Here is a 20,711-nt window from a genome sequence, read left to right on the forward strand (position 1 = left end):
TGATGGTGGGTCGTCTTACTCTAAGTGACGCTTCGCTTTGGAGGGCCGAAGCGTCAGCGGGGACCAATTCAGGGCGGCAAGCGGTTCGCGGGGTCTTTTCGCCCCCGCGTGTTCCGCTTTCCTTTCGATACTACGATTCGAGCGACTGCGTTCTCTCCCGTCGACGATTCACGTTCGCGTAGCCTCGGCCGTGGCGCGAGAAAAAACCGGTCGCGGGTCGGTCGCGGTCGTTACTCGATGTCGAGCGACCCGCCGGCACCGTCGTCGCCTTCCGTCCACTCGATCTCCAGTTCGAGGCTCAGTTCGTCGCGACCACTCCCAGTCTCCCGTTCGGACTTCACTTCGAACGTCGGGCGTTCGGGCGGCGTGAGCGTCACCGTCTGGTCGCCTGCGGTGAGCGTCACAGATTTGCCGTCCTCCAGCTTGTCGGCGACCGTCCGGAGGTAGGTCGCTATCTCGCTGCGGCTCTGGGTCTGTTCCGTCTCGAACAGTACTTCTTCGGGCATGACGTAACGTACGTTCCCGACGCTGATAAGTGTACAGTCGTCGCCGTCCGAGATTCGGGTCCGGTCGGTCCGTCCGAGCGTTCCCGCGTCCCGAGTGGGACGACACCGCTGGCTCCATTTCCCGAACATTATTATACCGTTATATTTATTCCATCAATGATAGAATGGGTGATATCGACGATGAACGATCTGACGGGATTCCAGCGGGACATACTGTACGTCATCTCGGGCCACGGCGAACCACACGGACTCGCCATCAAGGAGGACCTCGAGGAGTACTACGACGTCAACGTCCACCACGGCCGGCTCTATCCGAATCTCGACACGCTGGTCGAGAAGGAACTCGTCGAGAAGGGCGAACGCGACCAGCGGACCAACTACTACACGCTCACCGACGGCGGTGAGGCCGCCATCGCGAACCGCCGGCAGTGGGAAGACCGTTTCGTCGACCTCTGAGACGTCTCGCTGATTCTCGGCCGGGACGGAGCGACTCGACGGCAGTCACTTCTGGTCCTCGCCTGGCGACGGTGTTCCCACCGGCTCCGACCCGTCGGCGTCCTCCCGTTTCGATGCGGAGTCGGTTCCCCTCTGTCCGGATTCGTTCGCCGCGTCGCTACCCGCTTCGTCCGCGTCGACAGGTTCCGACCCGGTCTCGGGGACGTCGCCGCGATCTCGCGGCTGCCGTGCTGCCCCCTGTTCCTCGTTGAGATACGTCGGGTCGACCGCCCACGGTTTTATCGGCCGGCCGGCGAGCAGTTCCGGGAGGACGATCTCGCCGAAGTGGACGACGAGTACGAGTATCATCGGACCGAGGAAGATGCCGTACCAGCCGAACAGCAGCGGCCCGAAGATGTACGCCAGCATCACCATCCCGACGTGGAGGTTGCGTCCGGAGACGTACGGTCGGAGGACGAGGTCCGGGATGGTGTCGACGATGACGAGCGAGACGAGGAAGAACGCGACCGGGAACCAGATGACGGTCGGGTCGCGCAGGAGCAGCGTCTCCGCGCCGACGTACGCGCTCACCGGGAAGTACACCAGCTTCATCCCGACGACCGGGATGAGACTCGCGACGCCGGTGAGCAGGCCGAGCAGCGTCGGATACGGGATGGCCAGCCCCGCCGGTGCGACGAAGTCCAGCGCGTTGTAGGAGATCGCGCCGATGGTCCCGGTCAGCAGGGCGTTGAGGATGTTGCCGAAGAAGATGCTGTTGAAGTCGGTGTCGACGCGTGTCACGTACGAGTCGAGGACGCCCTCGCTGTCCGAGAAGGTGCGCCGGAACCACCGCGAGAGCTTGTGGTCGTCCCGGAGCAGGTAGAAGGCGATGGCGATCATGACGAACAGATGCAGTACGGCAGTGCCGACGAACCCGATATACCCCAGCGTGGAGCCGAACACGTCCTGGGCGAGCTTCGTGTCTATCCCGCCAGACAGGAGGGTTCCGGGACTCTGGACGATGTTCGAGACGTCCGCGTACGGCTGGAGCGGTTCGGGCAACTCCTGAATGTCGGTCCGCCCGGCGAACTTGCGGAGTTCCTGAATCGCGATGGCGCCGGTGTACGTCATCAGCAGGAGGGCGGGCAGGGCGAGCGCGAAGAGGGCGATGGCGGCCGCGAGACTCGGCGGTCCGATTCGTCGCTTGAGCCGGTCGTACACCGGGCGGGTCGAGTAGTAGATGAAGATGCCGAAGACGAACGTGCCGATGAACGAGTAGACGATGTACAGCGCCGTGACGCCCAGGGCCGCACCGATGGTCCACCACGCGGCGCGAGATTTGTCGACGTTCCAACCTTCGATCATACGGAAGGGTTGGACCACGACGCAAAAAGCGTTCGTGCGCGACGTCGGCCACTGGAGTTTTCAATGCAGAACGTCGGGCGCGAAAGGTACCTCGTCCTCGGAAAGAGTCCCGTCGGCGACTGACGAGTCCGTCGCCGAACGACCCGGCGACCGACGGTCCTCGACGGTCGACCGCGAACGGAGGAACGGCTGGCGAGACGGGACGGGAGCGGGCAGTCCCGTGGCGGGAGTTCGGACCGCGTTACAGGGTGAGCGGCCCGTCGAGTTCCAGGGTAACCCCTTCCCGGCGGGCGCGCTCGCGAACTGCGGCGAGGGCGGGTCGGACCTTCGACTCGTCGGCGACGCTGTCGAACTCGACGGTGACGGTACCCGCTCCGAGGAACGCCGCCGTACGGATGCACTCCCGTACGCGGTCGGCCTCGTCCTGCGTGGCGTACGAGCAGGACTCGTCGAAGCAGGCTTCGACCGTGACGCCAGCGGGGACGAGATCGTTCGCGTCGAGGGCGCTCTGGAGGTCGCGCAGGTCGTCTCGCGTCGAGGGTAGCGCGGTGGCGTCGAGGGTCACGGGTGTCACGTCTGCGGGTCGGCAGCGTTCGATCGCGTGTTCCACGTCGGGACTCGAAGTGGCGCTCATCGTACCCACCAATACCTGGTAGGTATACAAAAAGGTTTGTGTATGCTCTGTAGTAATGCGGCGGTCGTTCGCCGTCGACCCTCCGACCCGTACGGTCCGGACCCGGGACGCAATTTTTACGCGCAGGTTACGTAACCGCTAGCATGGACCGCGACGTTCACCCCGCCGTCGCCGACGCCGCGGAGAGCATCGCGTCGATGGAGATTCGCGGTGCGGCGGCAATCGCGGACGCCGCCGCCGAGGCGCTGGGCGAGCGAGCGGCGGCCAGCGAGGCCGACTCACCGGCGGCGTTCCGCGCGGAGATGCGCGCGGCCGCTCGACGCCTGCACGAGACGCGGCCGACCGCCGTCAGCCTCCCGAACGCCCTGCGGTACGTCCTCCGGGACACCGAAGGCGACACCGTCGAACGCCTGCGCCGGAGCGTCGAGAGCAGCGCCACCGAGTTCCGCCACCAGCTCGACCAGGCGCAGGACAACCTCGGCCAGATCGGCGCGAACCGGCTCCGGGACGGCGACACCATCATGACCCACTGCCACTCGACGGACGCCCTCTCCTGCGTTCGCCACGCGCTCGACGACGGCAAGGAACTGACCGCCGTCGTCAAGGAGACGCGACCGCGCAAGCAGGGTCACATCACCGCCCGCCAGCTTCGGAAGCTAGGCGTGCCAGTCACGCTGATCGTCGACAACGCCGCGCGCCGGTATCTCGACGACGTCGACCACGTGCTCGTCGGCGCGGACTCCATCGCCGCCGACGGCAGCGTCATCAACAAGATAGGAACCTCCGGTCTGGCCGTCAACGCTCGCGAACGCGGCGTTCCCGTCATGGTCGCCGCCCAGACGTTGAAGCTCCATCCGGCGACGATGACCGGCCACACCGTCGAGATAGAGATGCGAGACGAGAGCGAGGTGCTCGCCGACGACGAGCGCGCGGACATCGGCCGGGGAGCGGACGACCCCGACCTCGCCGTCGAGAACCCGGCGTTCGACGTGACGCCGCCGCGCCACGTCGACGCCATCGTCACCGAACGCGGCCAGTTCCCGCCCGAGAGCATCGTCACGCTGATGCGGGAACTGTTCGGCGACCAGCACGGCGAGGAGCCGTGGGAAGAAACGCTCCAGTGAGACGCCCGCTCCCGGGTCCCGCGTTCGTTTCGCCCGGAACCGGGCGGACCAGCGTCGACCGGTGAGCGCCGTCCCCGCTTTCGCTCCGCTGGCACGGCCTGCGATGCGTTTCTCGAAACCACTCCCGGTGTCGTCGACCCCCCACACTATTTCTTCTGTATTTATCAGTACTAATATTTAAGTTAATTATTTATATAAATGAGTTTAACGTTGGAGTGTATGGTACAGAACAACGTGCAAGCGTTCCTGTCCGAGCATCCGCGAATGATTGGCGTCCTGTTCACCGTCGGCCTGGCGCTGATGCAGGCCGGAAGCGTAATCGCAGCGAATGCAAACACTACGAACGGGCCGTAGATAGTCAGCCGTCGGTCAACGAGAAATCGTCGCTCCAGTAGAGTCGTCCATTCATTTTGAGGGGGTGTAATTTGAGGTCGAGAGCGTCGTCGACTTCCTCGGCGGACAACTCGAAGCGCGGTCTCGAACCGGGTACGAGATACCGCGTCGGGGACTCCTCCAGAATCGAGGACACCATCGACCCTATCCCGTAGTTGGAGGCGACGAACGTGTGGTGTTCGAGGAGATAGCAGTCTTCCTCGCGACGAATCTGGAACATCGTCGGAACGCCGCTTTCGCTCTGACAGAGCGTCAGTCCGCCGTCGCCGATGGTGACGTACTCCACCGAGACGAGCACCTCGTCCTTCGCGAGGCTGAGCGCCGTTCGAAGCGAGAACCCGCAACTCAGCAACCGGGCGAGCGCTCGACCGACGTTCGTCGCCGAACTGTTGATGACCTCCGCGAGCGTCACGACGCCGCCGCGACTGCCCTTCTCGACCAGCATCTCGCCCTGCCGGTAGGAGCGACAGGCGTTCAGGAGGAAGGCGTCGACGTTCACGTCGTCGAGCGACCGGGCGTCGAGGTAGCCGTCGGCGCAGAGGAACCCGTCGTCGTCGACGTGGCCGATGTAGTGGAGGAAATCGGCCGACGTCTCGAACAGGGTCGCCAGCTCGTCTGCGGTCGTCCGCTCGTGTATCGACACGTCGAACGTGATGAGGTCGCGCAGGCCGTAAAACTCCCCGACGACGTTCTCGTCGGCCATCGCCGAATCGTTACAGACGACGTGTACCGTCAGCGCCGAGTCGTCCGGTGGCGTGTGGTCGACCTTCCGTCGGAGCGATTCGAGCGTGACCTTGTTCGCCCCGAGGGGGTATCCGCTCCCTACCCACGCGTGTTCGACCGTGTCCGCCGCCTGGACCTGGAACATCTCGTCGTCGTCCCAGTTCCACTCGTCGCTCGTGCTACGGGTGAACTCGCCGTCAGCGACGGCCGCCGCGGTGCGTGCCCGGGTGAAGTCGTCGAACGTCTCCGGCGTCGGTTCGACGCTGGCGACGTCGGTCCGCCGGGGCGTCCGCACGAGCGAGAGTTCGTCGGCGAAGTAGGGGAGGGCGGGGAGGTTCTCCGCCGTCGGCACGACGTCGGTCGTCAGGTGCCAGTCCAGGACGTACGGTTCGAGCGTCTCGAAGGGCACGGAGAGGTACGCGTCCAGTTGCGCGGCGAGCGGCCGCCCGTAGAGGTCGGCGAAGTCGAGGTCCACGAGCGGTTCGACCTGCTCGCGCTCGTAGAGGTCGACGTCGTAGTACCCCTCGGTGCGGGTGAGGCAGTCGAGGAAGAACGACTGTCGGAGCACGCGATTGACCGTCGTCTCGTACCCGTCCGGACCGTTCAGAGAGCGTTCGACCCCGTCCGCGACCAGGCGCGGTTCGTCGCCGGGAACGACCGCCGCTCCGAGGTAGTAGGCGAGCGAGGCCGCGGGATAGACGTACTCCCGTTTGGGCGGCATCACGAGTTCGACGCCCGTCTCCGGACGCTCCACGCCGTCCGGAACGTCGAACGACTCCCCGCGTTCGACGAGCGGCGGGTGACCCCGGAGCGTCGGGAACGACCGCTCGCACGAGGTCGTCTTCAGCGCCGACCCGAGCAACGACACCGCCTTCATCGCGTCCTCGACGTCGTCGGTGACGGTTATCGTCCCGGTCGGCCGTTCGTGAAACGACCGCGTGCCGACGCGAGGGCGACGGGAGCCGTCGAATCGAATCGTGACGGATGTCTCGTCGTGGTTCAGCTCCAGTTCGCCCCGGACGGCGACGTAGAGCTTCATCGGCGTGCTCTGGAGTTCGAGCAGGTAGTCGTCGGCGGGAAGCGACCGGTCGTCGAACGTCGTCGCGTCGACGCGTACCTCGCCATCCTGCGTGCGGACGACCACCGAGAGGTAGTTCGGAATCTCGACCGCCGTCGTCTCGAACGCCACGGCGGCGTCGACCGGGAAGTAGAACTCGTCCGTCGCGGTCGGCTCCGGGGCGACGGGGTCGTCGGTGTAGAGTTCGAACCGGGCGTTCTCGATGGGGTCGAAGACAGCGATTCCCGGCCGCCTGTCGAGCGTGTCGAACTCCATGCGTATTCCTCTCCTCTACAGTTCGACCCACATCGTCGTCGCATCGAGTTCCGGCACGTGCCAGCGCTGTTCGGGGTTCCGGCCCGGACGCTTCCGGAGTTCGATACGCACGTCGAAAAGCGGCGTCAGCGCCGCGACGACGTCCTCGTCGTCCGGCACGCGAAGGTGGTAGTGAGCCATTCCGTGGACGCCACGGACGGTGGCGGCGAGCGTGCGAAGGTGGCGTTTCGTCGCCGCGAGGTCGCGCTGTACCAGCGGGGAGAGCGAGTCGACGCCGACCCGCAGTTGTGCGGGGTCGAGTCCGCCGGCGCGCTCCTCGAAGAATCCTATCGCGGTCTGCAGTTCCTCGCAGAGCTGTCCGACGTCTTTGCGCTCCGGTGGCTCGAGGTTGGACGTGACCGACGTCGCGTCGGCCGGAATCGACCGTTCGCAGTTGCGCTGGTCGACGACCCACGTCGTCGAGTCGTCGACCGACGCGTCGTCCGGCAGCCGCGACCCGGGGGCGGCGACCGTCCGGTCGACGAGTGCGAGCGTTCGATATCGGTCCGTCCCGCGGCCGAAGAGCGTTCGAGAGGCCGTCGCCGAGACGGTGTCCGGAACGTCTCCGGTCACGAGGAGGTTACTCCCACGCTCCCTGAGCTCCCGTAGCCAGGCGTGGAAGTCGGGGCGGTCGCCGTCCCCGCAAGACCGGAGCACTGAAACCATATATTATGTCAGGTACTATTACAAATAAATATTCGGGGTCACGTCCACGCTACACGGGGTCACGTCCGCGCTACACGGAGTCACGTCCGCACCGCGCTCGGTAGTGTCCGCACTTCGACACGGCGGCATCGAGCGGGCACGGTTCCCCGCTGGCGTTCCCGACGTCCGACCACAAACCTTTCCCGGAACCCCTTCCCTTGTCGGGACATGGTGCTTCCCTCGGGATTCGCGCTCCCGCCGCTACCGTACCTGTTCGTGCTGTTACTGGCGGTCGGAGTCGTCGGGGGGACGCTCTGGCGCGTGTCGCCTCCCGTCGGCGAGCGCACCGTCGTCGCGTTCGCTCCGTGGATTGTCGTCGGCTCAGGACTCCACGCCCTCTACCAGGTCCGTCTCCCGCCGGCGGTCGTCGAACCGCTGCTCGGAACGCCCGCCGTGTATCTCACGACGTTCGCCGTCGCCGGGACTGTGTGGCTGGCCGTCTTCTCCCTGTCCTCGCTGCCGGTGGCGCGCACGCTCGCCGTAACCGGCATCGCCGCGGTGCTGCCCGTCGTGGGTCTGGGTGTCCAGTACGGCGTGTCGAACGGAAGCCTGCGGCTGTTCTGGCCGTTCGTCGGGCTCGTCACCGCCGTCGTGCTCACCGGCCTGCTGTGGGGCGGGACGCGGTATCTCTACCCCGACGTCGCTGTCGTCACGGGTGCGGTCGGCGCACTCGTGCTGTTCGGGCACTCCCTCGACGCCGTCTCGACGGCGGTCGGCATCGACGTGCTGAACTTCGGCGAGCGGACGCCCGTCTCCCGGCTCATCCTCGAGTTCGCCCACGGGTTGCCGACCGCGGACGTCATCGGCGTCGGCTGGCTGTTCGTGCTCGTGAAGGTCGCGCTGGCGGAGTTCATCGTCGTCCTCTTCGCCGACTACGTGGTCGAGGAACCGACGGAGGGCTACCTGCTGCTCGGTCTGGTCGCGGCCGTCGGCCTCGGTCCGGGCGCGTACAACCTGCTGCTGTTCGCCATCGCGTCGCCCGTCTGAGCCAGCAGGACTTTTTACGGACGCGAGCCTACGGAAACGGTATGTTCCCCGCGAACAGCTCAGTATGGTCGAGGTAGTCACCGCGGGTCACGTCAACTGGGACGTGACCCTCCGGGTTGACGCCCTGCCGGAATCGGACGGGGAAGCCCGTATCGAATCCCAGCATCGCTCCGGCGGGGGCAGCGCCGGGAACGTCGCCGTCGCGCTCGCGGGCATGGACGTCTCGGCGGGCGTCGTCGGGAGCGTCGGTACCGACGAACAGGGACGGCTCGCGCGTCGGGAACTGGAGCGTGCGGGGGTCGACGTCTCGCACCTGCCGTCGGTCGAGGGGATGGAGACGACGACGAAGTACCTCGTCGTCGACGACACCGGCGAGGTGATGGTGCTGGGCAACGAGGGCGCGAACGAGGCGATAACGCCGGACGACGTCGACGCCGACTACGTGGCGGCGGCCGACCACCTCCACCTGACGAGCCAGCGCCCCGACACCGCCGCGAGGCTCGCCGCCGTCGCGACGGACGCCGGCGTCCCCGTCAGTTTCGACCCCGGACGCCGCCTCTGCGACCGCGACTTCGACGAGGCGCTCGCGTACTCCGACGTCGTCTTCCTCAACGACCTAGAGGCGGAGACGCTGCTGGACCGGGACCTCGAACACCCCTCCCTGGAACTCGACGGGCGCGTCGTCGTCGTCAAACGCGGGAGCGACGGGGCGCACGTCGACACGACCCACGGAGCGTACACCCATCCGGGATTCGGCGTCGACACCGTCGACACCACGGGCGCGGGCGACGCCTTCGCCGCCGGATTCCTGGCCGTCCTCCTGGAGTCCGGCCCGGACTACGAGCGCGCCCTGGAGTTCGCGAACGCCTGCGGCGCGCTGGCGTCGATGGAGGAGGGCGCTCGCACCACGCCGACGCGGGACCGGGTCGCGGCGTTTCTCGACGAGCAGTTCTAGATCTCGTTCGACCCGCCCGCGCTCTGGACCTGCCAGCCGCCTTCGATGCCGCAGGCCTCCCGCACCTCGAACGCTATCGCCGTCTCCGGTCCCATCCGGTCGCCGCCCTCGACGTCCTCGACGCGCAGTGGCACGTCCAGCGTGTTGCCACAGCAGCCGACGCCGACGAACTCCTCCCACTCGTCGCCCGCCGTCACCCGACCCTTCGTCTTGCGGAGGAACGCCCGGAACGACGGTTTCTCCACCTGGAACCGGCCCCAGTCGCTCAGGTCCTCGGGGTAGGAGACGACGACCCGACTCGCCGCGTCGCCGTCGACCGGCGTCTCCTGGCTCCCGGTCTCGTCCGCCGCGGTCTCTTCGGTGGCCATGCCAGGTGGTAGGTGCTCGACCGGTTTAGGGCTTCCCGCCCCGGGGACGACCCTGCCAGTTCGACGCCGACGAGAACGTACGGGCAGGCGGAACCACGCCGTCGGGCGTCGCGCCGGAACGATTAGTATCCGACGTACGTGAAGTGGGAACGTGAGCGAACCATCCACGTCGCCGACCGTGCTCGTCCTCCGACGGGGAACCCACGGCATGCCCGTCGCCGAGTACGCCGAGGAACTGCGCGAGCGCTTGCCCGGAGTCGAGGTACGGCGCGCCGAGACGCCGGCCGAGGAGCGCGAACTCGTCGCCGACGCCGAAATCGTGACCGGGATGAGCATCGACGAGGAGCTACTGGAGCGCGCCGACGACCTCCGGCTGTTCGCCTGTGCGTACGCCGGGACGGGACACCTCCCGCTGGACGCGCTCGAATCGCAGGGCGTCGCCGTGACGAACGCCTCCGGCGTCCACGGACCGAACATCGGCGAACACGTCGTCGGAGCCGTCCTCTCCTTCGTCCGCGGGTTCCACGAGGCGTGGCGGCGCCAGCAGCGACGCGAGTGGCGACACTTCCGCGCCCGCGAACTGCAGGGCAGCACCGTCACCGTGGTCGGCCTGGGAGCAATCGGTCACGCCGTCGTCGAGCGACTGGACGGGTTCGGCGTCGAGACGCTCGGGGTGCGGTACTCCCCGAAGAAGGGCGGCCCGACGGACGAGGTGTTCGGCTTCGACGAGTTCCACGACGCCCTGGCCCGCACCGACTTCCTCGTGCTGGCCTGCCCCCTGACCGACGAAACCTGCGGACTCGTCGGAGCCGAGGAGTTCGACACGCTCCCGCCGGACGCCCTGCTCGTCAACGTCGCCCGCGGCAAGGTCGTCGAGACGGACGCGCTGGTGTCGGCGCTCCGCGGCAACCAGATAGACGGTGCGGCACTGGACGTGACCGACCCCGAACCGCTCCCGGAGGACCACCCTCTCTGGAACTTCGAGAACGTCACCATAACGCCGCACAACGCCGGCCACACGCCGGAGTACTACGCGCGCCTTGCCGACGTCGTCGCCGGGAACGTAGAGCGCGTCGTGGCGACGGGCGAGTACGACGACCTCGACAATCGGGTCGTGTAGCGCGAGTGGCGTCTCGCGCCACCGTCTCCCGCCCACGTGTATCGGAGGTGACCTGTCGCCGTTGGTGACCCGCGTCCCGGGTTGCACAGTTTTATATGGCAGAAGGGGCAATCCTCCCACGCCGACGGACGACGCTTTTCTCGTCGTGTGTCGGCATGGACTGTGCCCCTCGTCGCAGTGGACCCTTGGTCGGGAGGTCCAATCTGCTCCCGGGAGCACTTTCCCTCCTCGTCGTCTCCAATCGCGACACCCCCTTTCGAGAACGCCGCAGTCGTGACTCTCCGTCGAGACGAATCGGCCACAGTCGGGGACTCGGACGAGTCGACCGCGGGCGAGAGACGCTACCGACACGAGCGACGCGAGCGACCGGCCTGGTGCGAGCGCTCGCACGGCCGATACCCGACGACCGTTCGATTTTTCCTCCGGGTCGTCCACGCGAACGTATGGACGTCAGAGAGTTGACGGACGAGTCCGAACGACGCGAGACCGTTCCGATTCTCCGCCAGTTGTGGGACGACGCTGCCCCCGAGGAGGTGCTGGAGTGGACCGGGGACGACGAGTACCACCTGTTCGGCGGGTTCGTCGACGGCGAACTGGTCGGCGTGGCCGGCGTCCTCGTCGCGGGCGTCCTCCACCACGCTCGCCACGCGTGGCTCTACGACCTGGTCGTGGACGAACCCCGAAGAGGGGAGGGACACGGCCGCGCGCTCGTGGCGTTCGTCGAGCGATGGGCCGACGAGCGAAACTGTGAGTACGTCGCGCTGGCCTCGCCGCTCGGGAAAGACGACGTTCACGACTACTACCAGGAACAGCGCTACGAGAAGTGGGGCTACGTCATCGAGAAGGAACTTTGAGAGCGACGCCGCGAGACCGACGTCCGGCTACGTCGACGTGGCCGTACCGGTCTGCCGCGTCTCGTTCCGACGCGATTGGGACGAAACGTGCCCGTGAGGCCCGTTTCGCTGCTCAATCGTCGTCCCGTTCCGACGAGAGTGCGGCGATGCGAGCCTTCCGGCCACGCATCGCGGTCAGTCGTCGTCGAACCACTCGGACGAGATTGGGGGCTCCGGCCGCCGGAGACGGCCTCCGCCGTTCAATCGTCGTCGGAGGTCTTGATGTCCGCCGACAGGCCCTGCGCCATCTCGATGTCCTTCGAGTTGTTTATCGTCCAAGCGGTGCGCTCGGTGACCGCCTCGATGGCTTCGCGGGCGCTCGGATAGCCGTTGCCGGACTTTTTGACGCCGCCGAACGGGAGCTGGACCTCCGCGCCGATGCACGGCAGGTTCGCATAGGCGAGACCGAGTTCGGCGTGGTCGCGGAAGTGGTTTATCTGGCGGTAGTCCTCGCTGATGATAGCGCCGGCGAGGCCGTACGGCGTGTCGTTGTGGATCTCGACCGCGTCCTCGATGTCGCCCGAGTAGCTCATCAGCGCCACGTGCGGGCCGAAGACCTCTTCTTTGATGCAGCGGAGGTCGGGGTCGTAGTCGACCTCGTAGACGAACGGGCCCACCCAGTAGCCGTCCTCGTGCCCCTCCGGAATCTCGCTGTCGTCGAGTTCCTCGCGGTCGACCAGTACGTTCGCGCCCTCCTGGCGGGCGAGGTCATTGTACTTGCCGAACTTCTCGACCTGCTCCTCGTTGACGAGCGGCCCCATGAACGTGTCCTCGTCGAGCGGGTCGCCGACGGAGACGTCCTCCGCGAGGTCGACGAAGCGTTCCTTGAACTCGTCGTAGACGTCCTCGTGGACGATGAGGCGCTCGCTGGAGACGCAGCGTTGGCCCGTCGTCTTGAACGAGGACATGATGGCCGAGTGGACGGCGGTGTCGAGGTCGGCCTCCTCGGTGATGACGATGCCGTTCTTGCCGCCCATCTCGCAGGCCGCGAGCTTGCCGGGTTCGCCGCCGACCTTCCCCGCGATCTTGTGCCCGACCTCCGAGGAGCCCGTGAAGAGGACGGTGTCGACGCGGCTGTCTTCGACGATGGCGTTGCCGGCGTCGCCGAAGCCCTGGACCATGTTGAACACGCCGTCGGGGATACCCGCGTCCTCGAGCATCTCGGCGACGATCTGGCCGCACCACGGCGTCTGTTCGGCGGGCTTCCAGACGACGGTGTTGCCCTCGACGAGCGCGAGCGCCATGTGCCAGAACGGAATGGCGACCGGGAAGTTCCACGGCGTGATACAGCCGATGATGCCGCGGGGTTTCCGGCGCATGTAGGCGTCTTTGCTCGGAATCTCCGACGGCACCACGTCGCCGTGGGGGTGGCGGGCGTTGCCCGCGGCCCACTCGACCATGTGGGCGGCCTCGACCACGTCGGCTTTGCCTTCGCTAATCTCCTTGCCGCACTCCTTGGTGATGATCTCGCCGAGTTCGTCGGTGCGGTCGCGGAGTTCGTGGTAGACGTCCCAGAGGTACTCCGCGCGGTCGATGTACGAGAGGTTTCGCCACTCCTCTTCGGCCGCCTCGGCGGCGGCGAGCGCGGCGTCGACGTCCGACTCCGTTCCGCGGTGGAACTCGCCCAGCGTCTCCTGGTTCGATGGGTCGACGCTCTCGAACGTCTCGTCGCCGTCGCCGTCGCGCCACTCGCCGCCGATGTAGTGGCCGTACACCTGCTCGCTGGCTTGCTGGCTCATACGGACGAAACTGGGAGCGGAGCGGTAAAAAAGGCTCTCACTTTCCTCAGCGACCGACAACGAACGGCCACGGTTCGGCGAGGACCGCCGCGCCCGCCCACGGTTCGTCGTTCGCGTGAACGTCTCGGTTCGCGCCACAGAATCGAACGCCGGACGGGGCGGAGCGACGTGACGACCGGCGACTACCGGGGGGCTTCCTGTCGTTCCGTGTCCGCCAGTTTCTCTATCTCGCCCTTGACGCTGGCGGCGTCGAAGTCGTGGTCCGGGCGGATGTTCACGAAGTCGAGGAACTCCCGGGCGGCGAGCAGTTCCTCGGCGGAGTAATGCTCGCGGGCGGCGACCACGGCGTCTCGGGCGCCGACCAGCGGCGCGAGCGCGGCGAGCGCACACGCGAGGTCGTACGACCGTACCTCGTCCATGCGGTTCTCGTCGACGCCGGTCGCGTCGATGAAGTACACTTCTCCGTCGTGGACGAGGACGTTCTCCCCGCGGAGGTCGCCGTGCGCGAGCTGATTGTCGTGCATCACCGCCAGCGAGCCGTACAGCTTCGGGGCGTACTCCCGAACGCGGTCCGGTTCCATCTCCTCGAACGTCTCGAACTCCGGCAGGTACTCCATCACGAGCACGCCCATGCCGTCGTACTCGAACGCTTCGACCGGTTTCGGGACGTTCAGCCCGATCTCGCGCATCCGGCGGGTCGCCTCCAGTTCGTGTTCGGCCATCTCGACGGGGTCGGCGAAGTGCTCGAAGAACCCCTCGGTGCCGCTGGAGAACGCACCGAGGTTGCGGGCGCTGGTGAACAGCGCGTGCACCAGCGAGTTCTGGTCGGTCGTTATCTTCACGAACCACTCGTCGTCGACGACGCATGGCGTCGAGAGCCAGTTGTCGGCGTCGATGAACTCGACCCGGACCCGTTCGCGGCCGTATCGCTTGGCTATCTCGCGGCCGACCCCTTCGAGCAGGGACCACTCGACGTTGCCGCGCACCAGCCGCCGGAATCTCATCGTCCCGCCTCTTAGGTCCCCCCGGTCATAAATACTGCCGCCGGGTGACCCGCTGGAGACCTCCCGGCTCGTCCGCGTCGGGGGACGCGACGTCAGTCGTGTCAGTCACCGACCACACGCGCGTCTCTCGGGATTCGTTCGGGGTCGTTCCCCGATTTCGTATAGCGGTACGAAGTTTACAACCTGCCGAGAACTCAAATATTGGTTCTAATTGATATAGACGAGGCACTAACACGTCGGCATGGGTCGCGCCCAGGAATTGGTCGACTACCTCGCCGACGTCGATTCGCTCGCCATCGTCTGTCACGACAACCCCGACCCGGACTGCATCGCCAGCGCCCTCGCCCTCGTCGCGATCGCGGACTTCGCCGGCGTGGAGACCTCCGACGTCCTGTACGGCGGCGACATCTCCCACCAGCAGAACCGCGCGTTCGTCAACCTTCTCGACGTTCTGATGGAACGGCTCGTGAACGTGGACCTGCACGACTACGAGGGGATGGCGTTCGTCGACCACGCCGTCCCCGGCGGCCACATCGAACTCGGCCCGGAGGTCGTCCCCGACGTGGTGGTCGACCACCACCCTTCGGAGGAGCAGGTCGACACCGCGTTCGTCGACGTCCGCGAATCGGTCGGAGCCACGACGACCATCTTCGTCGAGTATCTGGAGGAGCTCGGCATCGACCCCGACGCCCGCCTCGCGTCCGCGCTCCTGTTCGCACTCCACCGCGAGCGCATCGACTACCTCCGGCATCCGACCGTGAACGAGTACGAGGCCGCGCTCAGCGTCTATCCGAACGCCGACATCGACCTGCTCGACCAGCTGTACGGAGCGTCGTTCACGCCGTCGACCGTGGACGCTATCGCGGAGGGCATCCGGAACCGAACCCAGCGCGGGGCGAGTCTCACCTCCTGCATCGGGCGGACGTCGGAGCGGGACGCGCTCGTGCAGGTGGCCGACTACCTGCAGAACATCGAGGGCGTCGACACGGTGCTCGTCTTCGGCATCGTGAACGACGCCGTCGAGATGAGTGCCCGCTCCATCGATCCCCGGGTAGACGTCGGCGACGTGCTCATAGAGGCGTTCGGCGACGTCGGCAGCGCCGGTGGCCACACCGACATGGCGGGCGCGTCCATCCCGCTCGGCCTGTTCGCGGACGTCGACGCCGACACGGACGAACTGGTAGAGTTCGTCGCCCGGCGCGTCTCGAACCGGTTCTTCGACGCGCTCAATCTCGAGACGGAGTAGGCTCCAGTGACGGGACGGCTGCGACCTCTCGCGGGTGTCGACGAGCCAGGAAACGGGACGAGAAGCGACGGGTCGAGAAATCCCTCGAAACGACGAGCTACAGCGTTCCCGAATGTGGCGGCGGCACGAGCACGTCGGTCGTCGAGTGAGACGTCCGCCACTCCTCCCACGTGGCGACCGTCGAAGCGCGGATGGCGAGTTCGTCGCCCGTTCGGGGTCCGCAGATGGCCCGCGCCAGTAGCTGACTCCAGTAGCTCCCGGTCGCCTCGTCGCGCATGACCAGGTTGCCGCTGTTCCTGAGGGAGGCGTCGGGGTCGTCCGACGACGCGCCGAACGCGTCACCCGACTGATTCCGGGCGGCCGCACGGACACCCGGCGGCTGCCAGAGCAACCCCGTCACGCTGAAGGCTGTGGGTTCGCCGTCGACCACGCGCTCGGCGACGACGCCGCTCCGGCAGATCGGACAGTAGGTGACCAGCAGCGGCCCGCCGAACGCGTCGTTGACCACCTCGTGTCGGTCGAGCACGGTCAGCGGATACGCCCGCGCCGCCCGATCCGTCTCGATGCCCACGACCACGTCGTCGGGAGAGAGCCGGCCACCGCCGTACGCCGCATCGACGTCGTAGCTCGACCAGTCGGCCGCGAACAGGGGGTCGACGATGGCGTCGATGCCGCCGGCCGGCTCCTCCTCGCAGATAGTCGCCGGAATTCCTCGCGACGCGAGGCCGGCCGTCTCCGTCGCTCCCGACGAGGTCGTCCTCGACTGCGTCTCCCGGTGGCCGTCCCGTCCGCCCTCGGACGAGCGCCCGAAACAGCCCGCGACCCCGGCTCCGCCCGCTCCGGCGACGCTCGCGAGGAACGCCCGGCGGTTCACGTCCGACGGCGCGCCGTCGCGACGCTCGTCGCGGTCCATGCCCGTCCGTACCACGGGTGCCGGCTTAACCCGTCTGCGGTCGTGACCGCCGGCATCACGACCGCGACTCGTCGTACAGGTCCGTCCACGGGTGAAACTTCCGCCAGGCGAACCAGAACAGCGGCGGGGCGTCGGTCGCCGAAGCGAGTTCCGTTCCGCGGTGCGGACCGTCGACGGCCCGTCCTGTCGAGAGCGCCCAGCGAGAGCCACCGCCTCGCATCGTCGCGTCGCCGTCGCGCTCGAACCGCAACGGTTCACCGCCGACGCGACGGTCGTAGCCGACCAGCGTCCCATCGGGCGTGACTGCGACGACGACCGGCAGGCCACCGACGGCGTCGTTGACGACGCCCGCTCGCTCGACCGCCGGGAACGGGTACGCCCGCGCCCGGCCGTTCGCCGCGATACCGAGCACCTGCGTCTTCGGGTGCAGGTCGCCCGCGAACGTCCCGCCGAGACCGACCCGGTCGTTCGTCCGGTACGCGCCGTAGGGGTCGAACGTGTAGTCCCGGACCGCGCGCTCCCGGCCGACGACCGACCCCGACTCTGGCGGCGGGCGCAACACCTCGGTGTCGGGGTGGCGGTCGCGCCAGTCGGCCCACGTCGTCAGCGTCGACGGGACGAGCGTCAGCCAGTCGCCGGTCACGGGCCCCCGTATCGCCGTCGCAGCGAGCTGCGACCAGAGGCTGTCGGTCGCCCGGTCGTACAGCACCAGGTTCGACCACCACAGCTGTCCAGACACGCCGAACACCGTCTCCTCACCGCGCACCAGACGCTTCGCCACGAGACTGCTCCCGCACAGCGGACAGTAGGTGACCAGCAGCGGCCCGCCGAACGCGTCGTTGACCACCTCGTGCCAGACGAGGACGCGCAGCGGATAGGCGCGCGCCCGTCCGTCGCGCTCGACGCCGACGACGCGGTCGCCGTCCGCCAGCCTCGGCGTGGCCGCGTACTCGCCGAACTCGTTGCGCACCTCGACGGCGACGCCGCTCCAGTCCGCGCCGAACGCGGGGTCGGTGATGGCCGGGATGGCGTCCCGGAGCGCCCCGCGTTCGAGTTCCGTCTCGGGAACCGGCAGGTCGTCGGGCATCGGGTACTCGGCGGCGTTCGCGGTCGTCGACTCGTCCGACCCGCCGGTCGTTCCAGGCGCGGCACAGCCTCCCGAGACGGCGGCCGCGAACGCTGCGAGATACTGCCGCCGGTCCATACGACGGCTCCGGACCGGACGGACTTAGTCCGAGGGCGGTTGTGAAGTTCGCTCGCACGACGGCCCGGACGCTAAGCGGTTCCGGAACCAGAGAGTTCGACATGGGCTTCGGGAGACGGCGGTTCCTCGCGCTCGGGGTGGGAAGCGGCGTTACGGCGCTCGCCGGCTGTTTCGGAGGCCGGAGCGAGGGGCTGGCGGTCGACACGTTGTCGGTCGCCGGGTCACCGGGGGAACCGGTCCTGGTCCATCCACCGGGCCGAGTCGCGGTGCTCGACTTCTTCGCCACCTGGTGTGCGCCCTGCAAACCCCAGATGGCGCACCTCCGGCGGGTGCGCGAGCGGTTCGACTCGAACGTCTTCCTGCTCTCGATAACGAACGAACGCGACCGGACCGCAGTACGGTCGTTCTGGCGGAAGTACGACGGAACGTGGCCCGTCGCGCTCGACCCCGAACTCCGCGCGACCGAACAATACCGTGTGCATCGACTCCCGACACTGCTCGTCGTCGGCCCGGACGGTAGCGAACGCTGGCGGCACGTCGGTCTCGCCAGCGAAGAGCGAATCGCGACCGAGATAGAGCGGGCACTCGGATGACGGACGCCACGGCCGTCGGATTCGCGTTCACGGCCGGTGCGGTGACGTTCCTCGCGCCCTGCGCGTACCCGCTGCTGCCGGGCTACGTCGCCTACTTCCTCGGGAGCGACGCCGAGAGGTCGCCGGAAGTGGGGGTCGCCGGGCGACTGCGCCGGGCGGCGGTCGTCGGCCTGCTCGCCAGTAGCGGCTTCTTCGTCGTGTACGGCGTCCTCGTCGGTACCGTCGTCGCCCTCGGTGCGCGCACTCTCGAAGACGTCGCGATACTGGAACTCGGCGTCGGCCTCACCCTGGTCGTGCTCGGCGTGGCTATGGTCACCGGTCGCGGCTCCTGGCGTCACCTCCCCCTGCCCGAGCGCCGTCGGTCGGCGAGCGGATTCGTGCTCTTCGGCGTCGTCTACGCAGTCGCCGCGGCGGGCTGTACGGCACCGGTGTTCGTCGCCGTCGCGCTCAGGGGCCTGGCCGGCGGGTCGGTCACCGCCGTCGCCACCCTCGGCGCGTACGCCGGCGGAATGAGTCTGCTGATGGTCGCGGTCACCGTGCTGTCCGCGCTCGGCCGGGACGCGCTCGTGCGTCGGTTCACCGTCCGGTCCGGACGGCTCGTTCGGGTCGCCGGCGCGCTGCTGGTCGTCGCAGGCGTCGTTCAGGTGTACTACTACCTGTTCGAGTTCGGCGGACTCGCGACGCTCGACGCGCTCGTTCCCTGACGGTCGTCGAGAATCACCGGCGCTCGGATTCGAGTTCGTCGAGTCGGACCTCTATCTCCTCCAGTCGCCGTGCGAACTGCAGGTCCGTACTGCCTCCGGCGTTAGGTTGCTCGTTCCATATCCACAGACAACCCCGGACGTGCGGCGCGAGTCGCTCGTAAGGGACCTCGCTGTGACACCCCGGACATATTGGCATACGCTACCATACCACTCCGACGATACTGTGCCTTTCGGCCCCTCGGGAAGCCCGTGGCGTGTCGACCGCGGGCGTGGTCGCCCCGATACGCAATGGTACGTGGTACCACGTGACTTATGGCGACACGGATGGTGGACGGGATATGGTCGGAATGGGGGCCATCGGACTCGGGGGGCTCGGCCATCTGATGCTCGACGCGTACGCGGAAATGGGAGACGTGGACCTCGTCGCGGGAACGGACGTCTCCCCGAAGGCCAGGGAGGCGTTCGAGACGGGGTACGACGCGCCGGCGTACGACGACTACGAGGCCATGCTCGACGACCACGGTGAGGCCTTGGACGCCGTCACCATCGTCACGCCGCACACCCTGCACTACGAGCAGGCGATGGACTGCCTCCGGGCGGACCTCGACGTCCTGCTGGAGAAACCGATGGTGACGGACGTGAACGACGCGGTCGACCTCGTGGAGGCCGTCGACGAGCGCGACCGGGTCCTCCAAGTCGGCTACCAGCGCCACTTCCATCCCGGATTTCGGGAGCTCCGGCGCATCGTCACCAGCGGGCGCATCGGCGGCGTCCACACCGTCAACTGTTATCTCGGCCAGGACTGGATAGACGTCCAGCGGGGGACCTGGCGCACGAACCCCGACCTCTCCGGCGGCGGCCAGCTGTACGACACCGGGTCGCACATGCTCGACGCCATGCTCTGGACGACCGCGACGACCCCGACGTCCGTCGTCGCCGAGATGGAGTACGCGAAACCGGGCGTCGACTGCAACAGCGCGCTCGGCGTCGCCCTCGACGCGGGCGACCGGACCGCGACGGCGAGCGTGGGCCTCACCGGAGACGGCGTCGACATGACGCCGTCCGAGGGGTACGTCGTCTGGGGGACTCACGGTCAGGTGAGCTACTCCGACGACCGCCTCGTCGTCGCCGAAGGGGGCCAGACCACCGCCGTGACGACCGTCACGGCCGACACGGACTTCGGGACGCTCACGAAGGCGAAGCTGGTGAACTTCGTCGATGCGGTCCAGGGCGAGGACGACCCCGCGGTGCCGGCCGAGTACGGCCTCCAGGTGACCGCGCTCACGGAGGCCGCCTACGAGGCGGACGAGACGGGTCGGCGCGTCGACGTGACGGCGATGCTCGACGCCGCGAGGGAGGCGAAGTGACTCGAAACCAGTAGCTTGAACTTCGACACGCTCGGAGTTCGGGACATGAGCCTCGAGATCGAACACGAGTGCCCCCGCTGCGGCGGCACCGAGACGTTCTACCGAAGCGCGAGCACGACTCTCCACCTCGGCGAGAAGACGAAGTGGCGCTGTACCGAGTGCGACTTCGGCATCGTCCGCATCGACGGCGACATCGACTCGGCCGCCTCGGCGTAACCACCCTTTCTTCGCGCTCTTGCGGACGAGCGGAGCGCTCGCTCTCCCCCGATAAACCGTCGAGGGCTATAGCGAACGTCGGCGGCGGCAGTACCGAATCCGGGAGTTTCGTCGCACGAATCGTCCCTCTTCGGTTCAATCCTCT

General features: G+C 67.4%; 23 protein-coding genes. 12 read left to right on the forward strand and 11 right to left on the reverse strand.

Annotation, left to right across the window (positions count from 1 at the left end; genetic code table 11):
* Positions 1 to 230 precede the first annotated feature (230 nt).
* Positions 231 to 506: an amphi-Trp domain-containing protein gene (locus tag ACRYA2_RS02540; RefSeq protein WP_433623907.1), complete on the reverse strand. Its 276-nt coding sequence runs from the start codon at positions 504 to 506 to the stop codon at positions 231 to 233.
* A 180-nt stretch (positions 507 to 686) separates the two neighbouring features.
* Here ACRYA2_RS02540 and ACRYA2_RS02545 point away from each other — a divergent pair, with 180 nt between their 5' ends.
* Positions 687 to 962: a PadR family transcriptional regulator gene (locus tag ACRYA2_RS02545; protein WP_113276148.1), complete on the forward strand. Its 276-nt coding sequence runs from the start codon at positions 687 to 689 to the stop codon at positions 960 to 962.
* A 45-nt stretch (positions 963 to 1,007) separates the two neighbouring features.
* On the opposite strand, the gene ACRYA2_RS02550 is transcribed toward ACRYA2_RS02545, so the two are convergent.
* Together ACRYA2_RS02550 and ACRYA2_RS02555 are read right to left on the reverse strand one after the other, a co-directional pair.
* Positions 1,008 to 2,306, reverse strand: coding sequence for an AI-2E family transporter (locus tag ACRYA2_RS02550; protein WP_433623909.1), 1,299 nt, complete (start codon positions 2,304 to 2,306; stop codon positions 1,008 to 1,010).
* A gap of 241 nt (positions 2,307 to 2,547) precedes the next feature.
* Entirely contained in the window at positions 2,548 to 2,940 is a 393-nt protein-coding gene (locus tag ACRYA2_RS02555; protein WP_433623911.1) for a DUF7961 family protein, read from the reverse strand.
* Positions 2,941 to 3,083: 143 nt separating this feature from the next.
* Here ACRYA2_RS02555 and ACRYA2_RS02560 point away from each other — a divergent pair, with 143 nt between their 5' ends.
* Together ACRYA2_RS02560 and ACRYA2_RS02565 are read left to right on the forward strand one after the other, a co-directional pair.
* A complete protein-coding gene (locus ACRYA2_RS02560; RefSeq protein ID WP_433623913.1) occupies positions 3,084 to 4,064 on the forward strand; it encodes a ribose 1,5-bisphosphate isomerase in 981 nt (326 codons plus the stop codon).
* A gap of 219 nt (positions 4,065 to 4,283) precedes the next feature.
* Positions 4,284 to 4,418, forward strand: coding sequence for a DUF7503 family protein (locus tag ACRYA2_RS02565; RefSeq protein ID WP_433623915.1), 135 nt, complete (start codon positions 4,284 to 4,286; stop codon positions 4,416 to 4,418).
* Positions 4,419 to 4,422: 4 nt separating this feature from the next.
* Here the strand turns inward: ACRYA2_RS02565 and ACRYA2_RS02570 are convergent, their stop codons facing one another.
* On the reverse strand, positions 4,423 to 6,513 hold the full coding sequence (locus ACRYA2_RS02570; RefSeq protein ID WP_433623917.1) for a hypothetical protein: 2,091 nt from the start codon (positions 6,511 to 6,513) through the stop codon (positions 4,423 to 4,425).
* 15 nt (positions 6,514 to 6,528) lie between these two features.
* Entirely contained in the window at positions 6,529 to 7,218 is a 690-nt protein-coding gene (locus ACRYA2_RS02575; RefSeq protein WP_433623919.1) for a DUF7504 family protein, read from the reverse strand.
* 207 nt (positions 7,219 to 7,425) lie between these two features.
* Between ACRYA2_RS02575 and ACRYA2_RS02580 the strand changes: the two genes are divergently transcribed.
* Positions 7,426 to 8,244 carry a DUF63 family protein gene (locus tag ACRYA2_RS02580; RefSeq protein WP_433623921.1) on the forward strand — a complete coding sequence of 273 codons (819 nt, stop codon included), beginning with the start codon at positions 7,426 to 7,428 and terminating at the stop codon, positions 8,242 to 8,244.
* A gap of 64 nt (positions 8,245 to 8,308) precedes the next feature.
* On the forward strand, positions 8,309 to 9,199 hold the full coding sequence (locus tag ACRYA2_RS02585) for an ATP-dependent ribose-1-phosphate kinase (protein ID WP_433623923.1): 891 nt from the start codon (positions 8,309 to 8,311) through the stop codon (positions 9,197 to 9,199).
* Here ACRYA2_RS02585 and ACRYA2_RS02590 read toward each other — a convergent pair.
* The gene (locus ACRYA2_RS02590; protein WP_433623925.1) at positions 9,196 to 9,567 is read right to left on the reverse strand and encodes a DUF7968 family protein; all 372 of its coding nucleotides are present in this window, start codon (positions 9,565 to 9,567) and stop codon (positions 9,196 to 9,198) included. The genes ACRYA2_RS02585 and ACRYA2_RS02590 overlap by 4 nt on opposite strands.
* A gap of 208 nt (positions 9,568 to 9,775) precedes the next feature.
* Here ACRYA2_RS02590 and ACRYA2_RS02595 point away from each other — a divergent pair, with 208 nt between their 5' ends.
* Positions 9,776 to 10,687 (forward strand): D-2-hydroxyacid dehydrogenase, encoded by a 912-nt coding sequence (locus ACRYA2_RS02595; protein WP_433624722.1) that lies wholly within the window; start codon positions 9,776 to 9,778, stop codon positions 10,685 to 10,687.
* 443 nt (positions 10,688 to 11,130) lie between these two features.
* A complete protein-coding gene (locus ACRYA2_RS02600; RefSeq protein WP_433623927.1) occupies positions 11,131 to 11,541 on the forward strand; it encodes a GNAT family N-acetyltransferase in 411 nt (136 codons plus the stop codon).
* A 239-nt stretch (positions 11,542 to 11,780) separates the two neighbouring features.
* On the opposite strand, the gene ACRYA2_RS02605 is transcribed toward ACRYA2_RS02600, so the two are convergent.
* Together ACRYA2_RS02605 and ACRYA2_RS02610 are read right to left on the reverse strand one after the other, a co-directional pair.
* Entirely contained in the window at positions 11,781 to 13,319 is a 1,539-nt protein-coding gene (locus ACRYA2_RS02605) for an aldehyde dehydrogenase family protein (protein WP_433623929.1), read from the reverse strand.
* Between the two features lie 182 nt (positions 13,320 to 13,501).
* On the reverse strand, positions 13,502 to 14,323 hold the full coding sequence (locus tag ACRYA2_RS02610; protein ID WP_433623931.1) for an RIO1 family regulatory kinase/ATPase domain-containing protein: 822 nt from the start codon (positions 14,321 to 14,323) through the stop codon (positions 13,502 to 13,504).
* Positions 14,324 to 14,564: 241 nt separating this feature from the next.
* On the opposite strand from ACRYA2_RS02610, the gene ACRYA2_RS02615 reads away from it, so the two are divergent.
* Positions 14,565 to 15,569: a DHH family phosphoesterase gene (locus ACRYA2_RS02615; protein ID WP_433623933.1), complete on the forward strand. Its 1,005-nt coding sequence runs from the start codon at positions 14,565 to 14,567 to the stop codon at positions 15,567 to 15,569.
* A gap of 97 nt (positions 15,570 to 15,666) precedes the next feature.
* Here the strand turns inward: ACRYA2_RS02615 and ACRYA2_RS02620 are convergent, their stop codons facing one another.
* Both ACRYA2_RS02620 and ACRYA2_RS02625 read right to left on the reverse strand, forming a co-directional pair.
* The gene (locus tag ACRYA2_RS02620) at positions 15,667 to 16,482 is read right to left on the reverse strand and encodes a DUF3179 domain-containing (seleno)protein (protein ID WP_433623935.1); all 816 of its coding nucleotides are present in this window, start codon (positions 16,480 to 16,482) and stop codon (positions 15,667 to 15,669) included.
* A gap of 55 nt (positions 16,483 to 16,537) precedes the next feature.
* The gene (locus ACRYA2_RS02625) at positions 16,538 to 17,686 is read right to left on the reverse strand and encodes a DUF3179 domain-containing protein (protein ID WP_433623937.1); all 1,149 of its coding nucleotides are present in this window, start codon (positions 17,684 to 17,686) and stop codon (positions 16,538 to 16,540) included.
* Positions 17,687 to 17,727: 41 nt separating this feature from the next.
* Between ACRYA2_RS02625 and ACRYA2_RS02630 the strand changes: the two genes are divergently transcribed.
* Both ACRYA2_RS02630 and ACRYA2_RS02635 read left to right on the forward strand, forming a co-directional pair.
* Positions 17,728 to 18,279, forward strand: a complete 552-nt coding sequence (locus ACRYA2_RS02630; protein ID WP_433623939.1) for a TlpA family protein disulfide reductase — start codon at positions 17,728 to 17,730, stop codon at positions 18,277 to 18,279.
* Positions 18,276 to 18,983: a cytochrome c biogenesis CcdA family protein gene (locus ACRYA2_RS02635; RefSeq protein WP_433623941.1), complete on the forward strand. Its 708-nt coding sequence runs from the start codon at positions 18,276 to 18,278 to the stop codon at positions 18,981 to 18,983. The genes ACRYA2_RS02630 and ACRYA2_RS02635 overlap by 4 nt, the downstream gene beginning before the upstream one ends.
* Before the next feature lie 13 nt (positions 18,984 to 18,996).
* Here the strand turns inward: ACRYA2_RS02635 and ACRYA2_RS02640 are convergent, their stop codons facing one another.
* A complete protein-coding gene (locus tag ACRYA2_RS02640; protein ID WP_433623943.1) occupies positions 18,997 to 19,179 on the reverse strand; it encodes a hypothetical protein in 183 nt (60 codons plus the stop codon).
* Positions 19,180 to 19,321: 142 nt separating this feature from the next.
* Here ACRYA2_RS02640 and ACRYA2_RS02645 point away from each other — a divergent pair, with 142 nt between their 5' ends.
* Both ACRYA2_RS02645 and ACRYA2_RS02650 read left to right on the forward strand, forming a co-directional pair.
* On the forward strand, positions 19,322 to 20,350 hold the full coding sequence (locus ACRYA2_RS02645) for a Gfo/Idh/MocA family protein (RefSeq protein ID WP_433623945.1): 1,029 nt from the start codon (positions 19,322 to 19,324) through the stop codon (positions 20,348 to 20,350).
* 45 nt (positions 20,351 to 20,395) lie between these two features.
* The gene (locus ACRYA2_RS02650; protein WP_433623947.1) at positions 20,396 to 20,566 is read left to right on the forward strand and encodes a DUF7838 family putative zinc beta-ribbon protein; all 171 of its coding nucleotides are present in this window, start codon (positions 20,396 to 20,398) and stop codon (positions 20,564 to 20,566) included.
* The last annotated feature ends 145 nt before the right edge of the window (positions 20,567 to 20,711 follow it).

The organism is Halomicrococcus pelagicus (genome assembly GCF_050954125.1).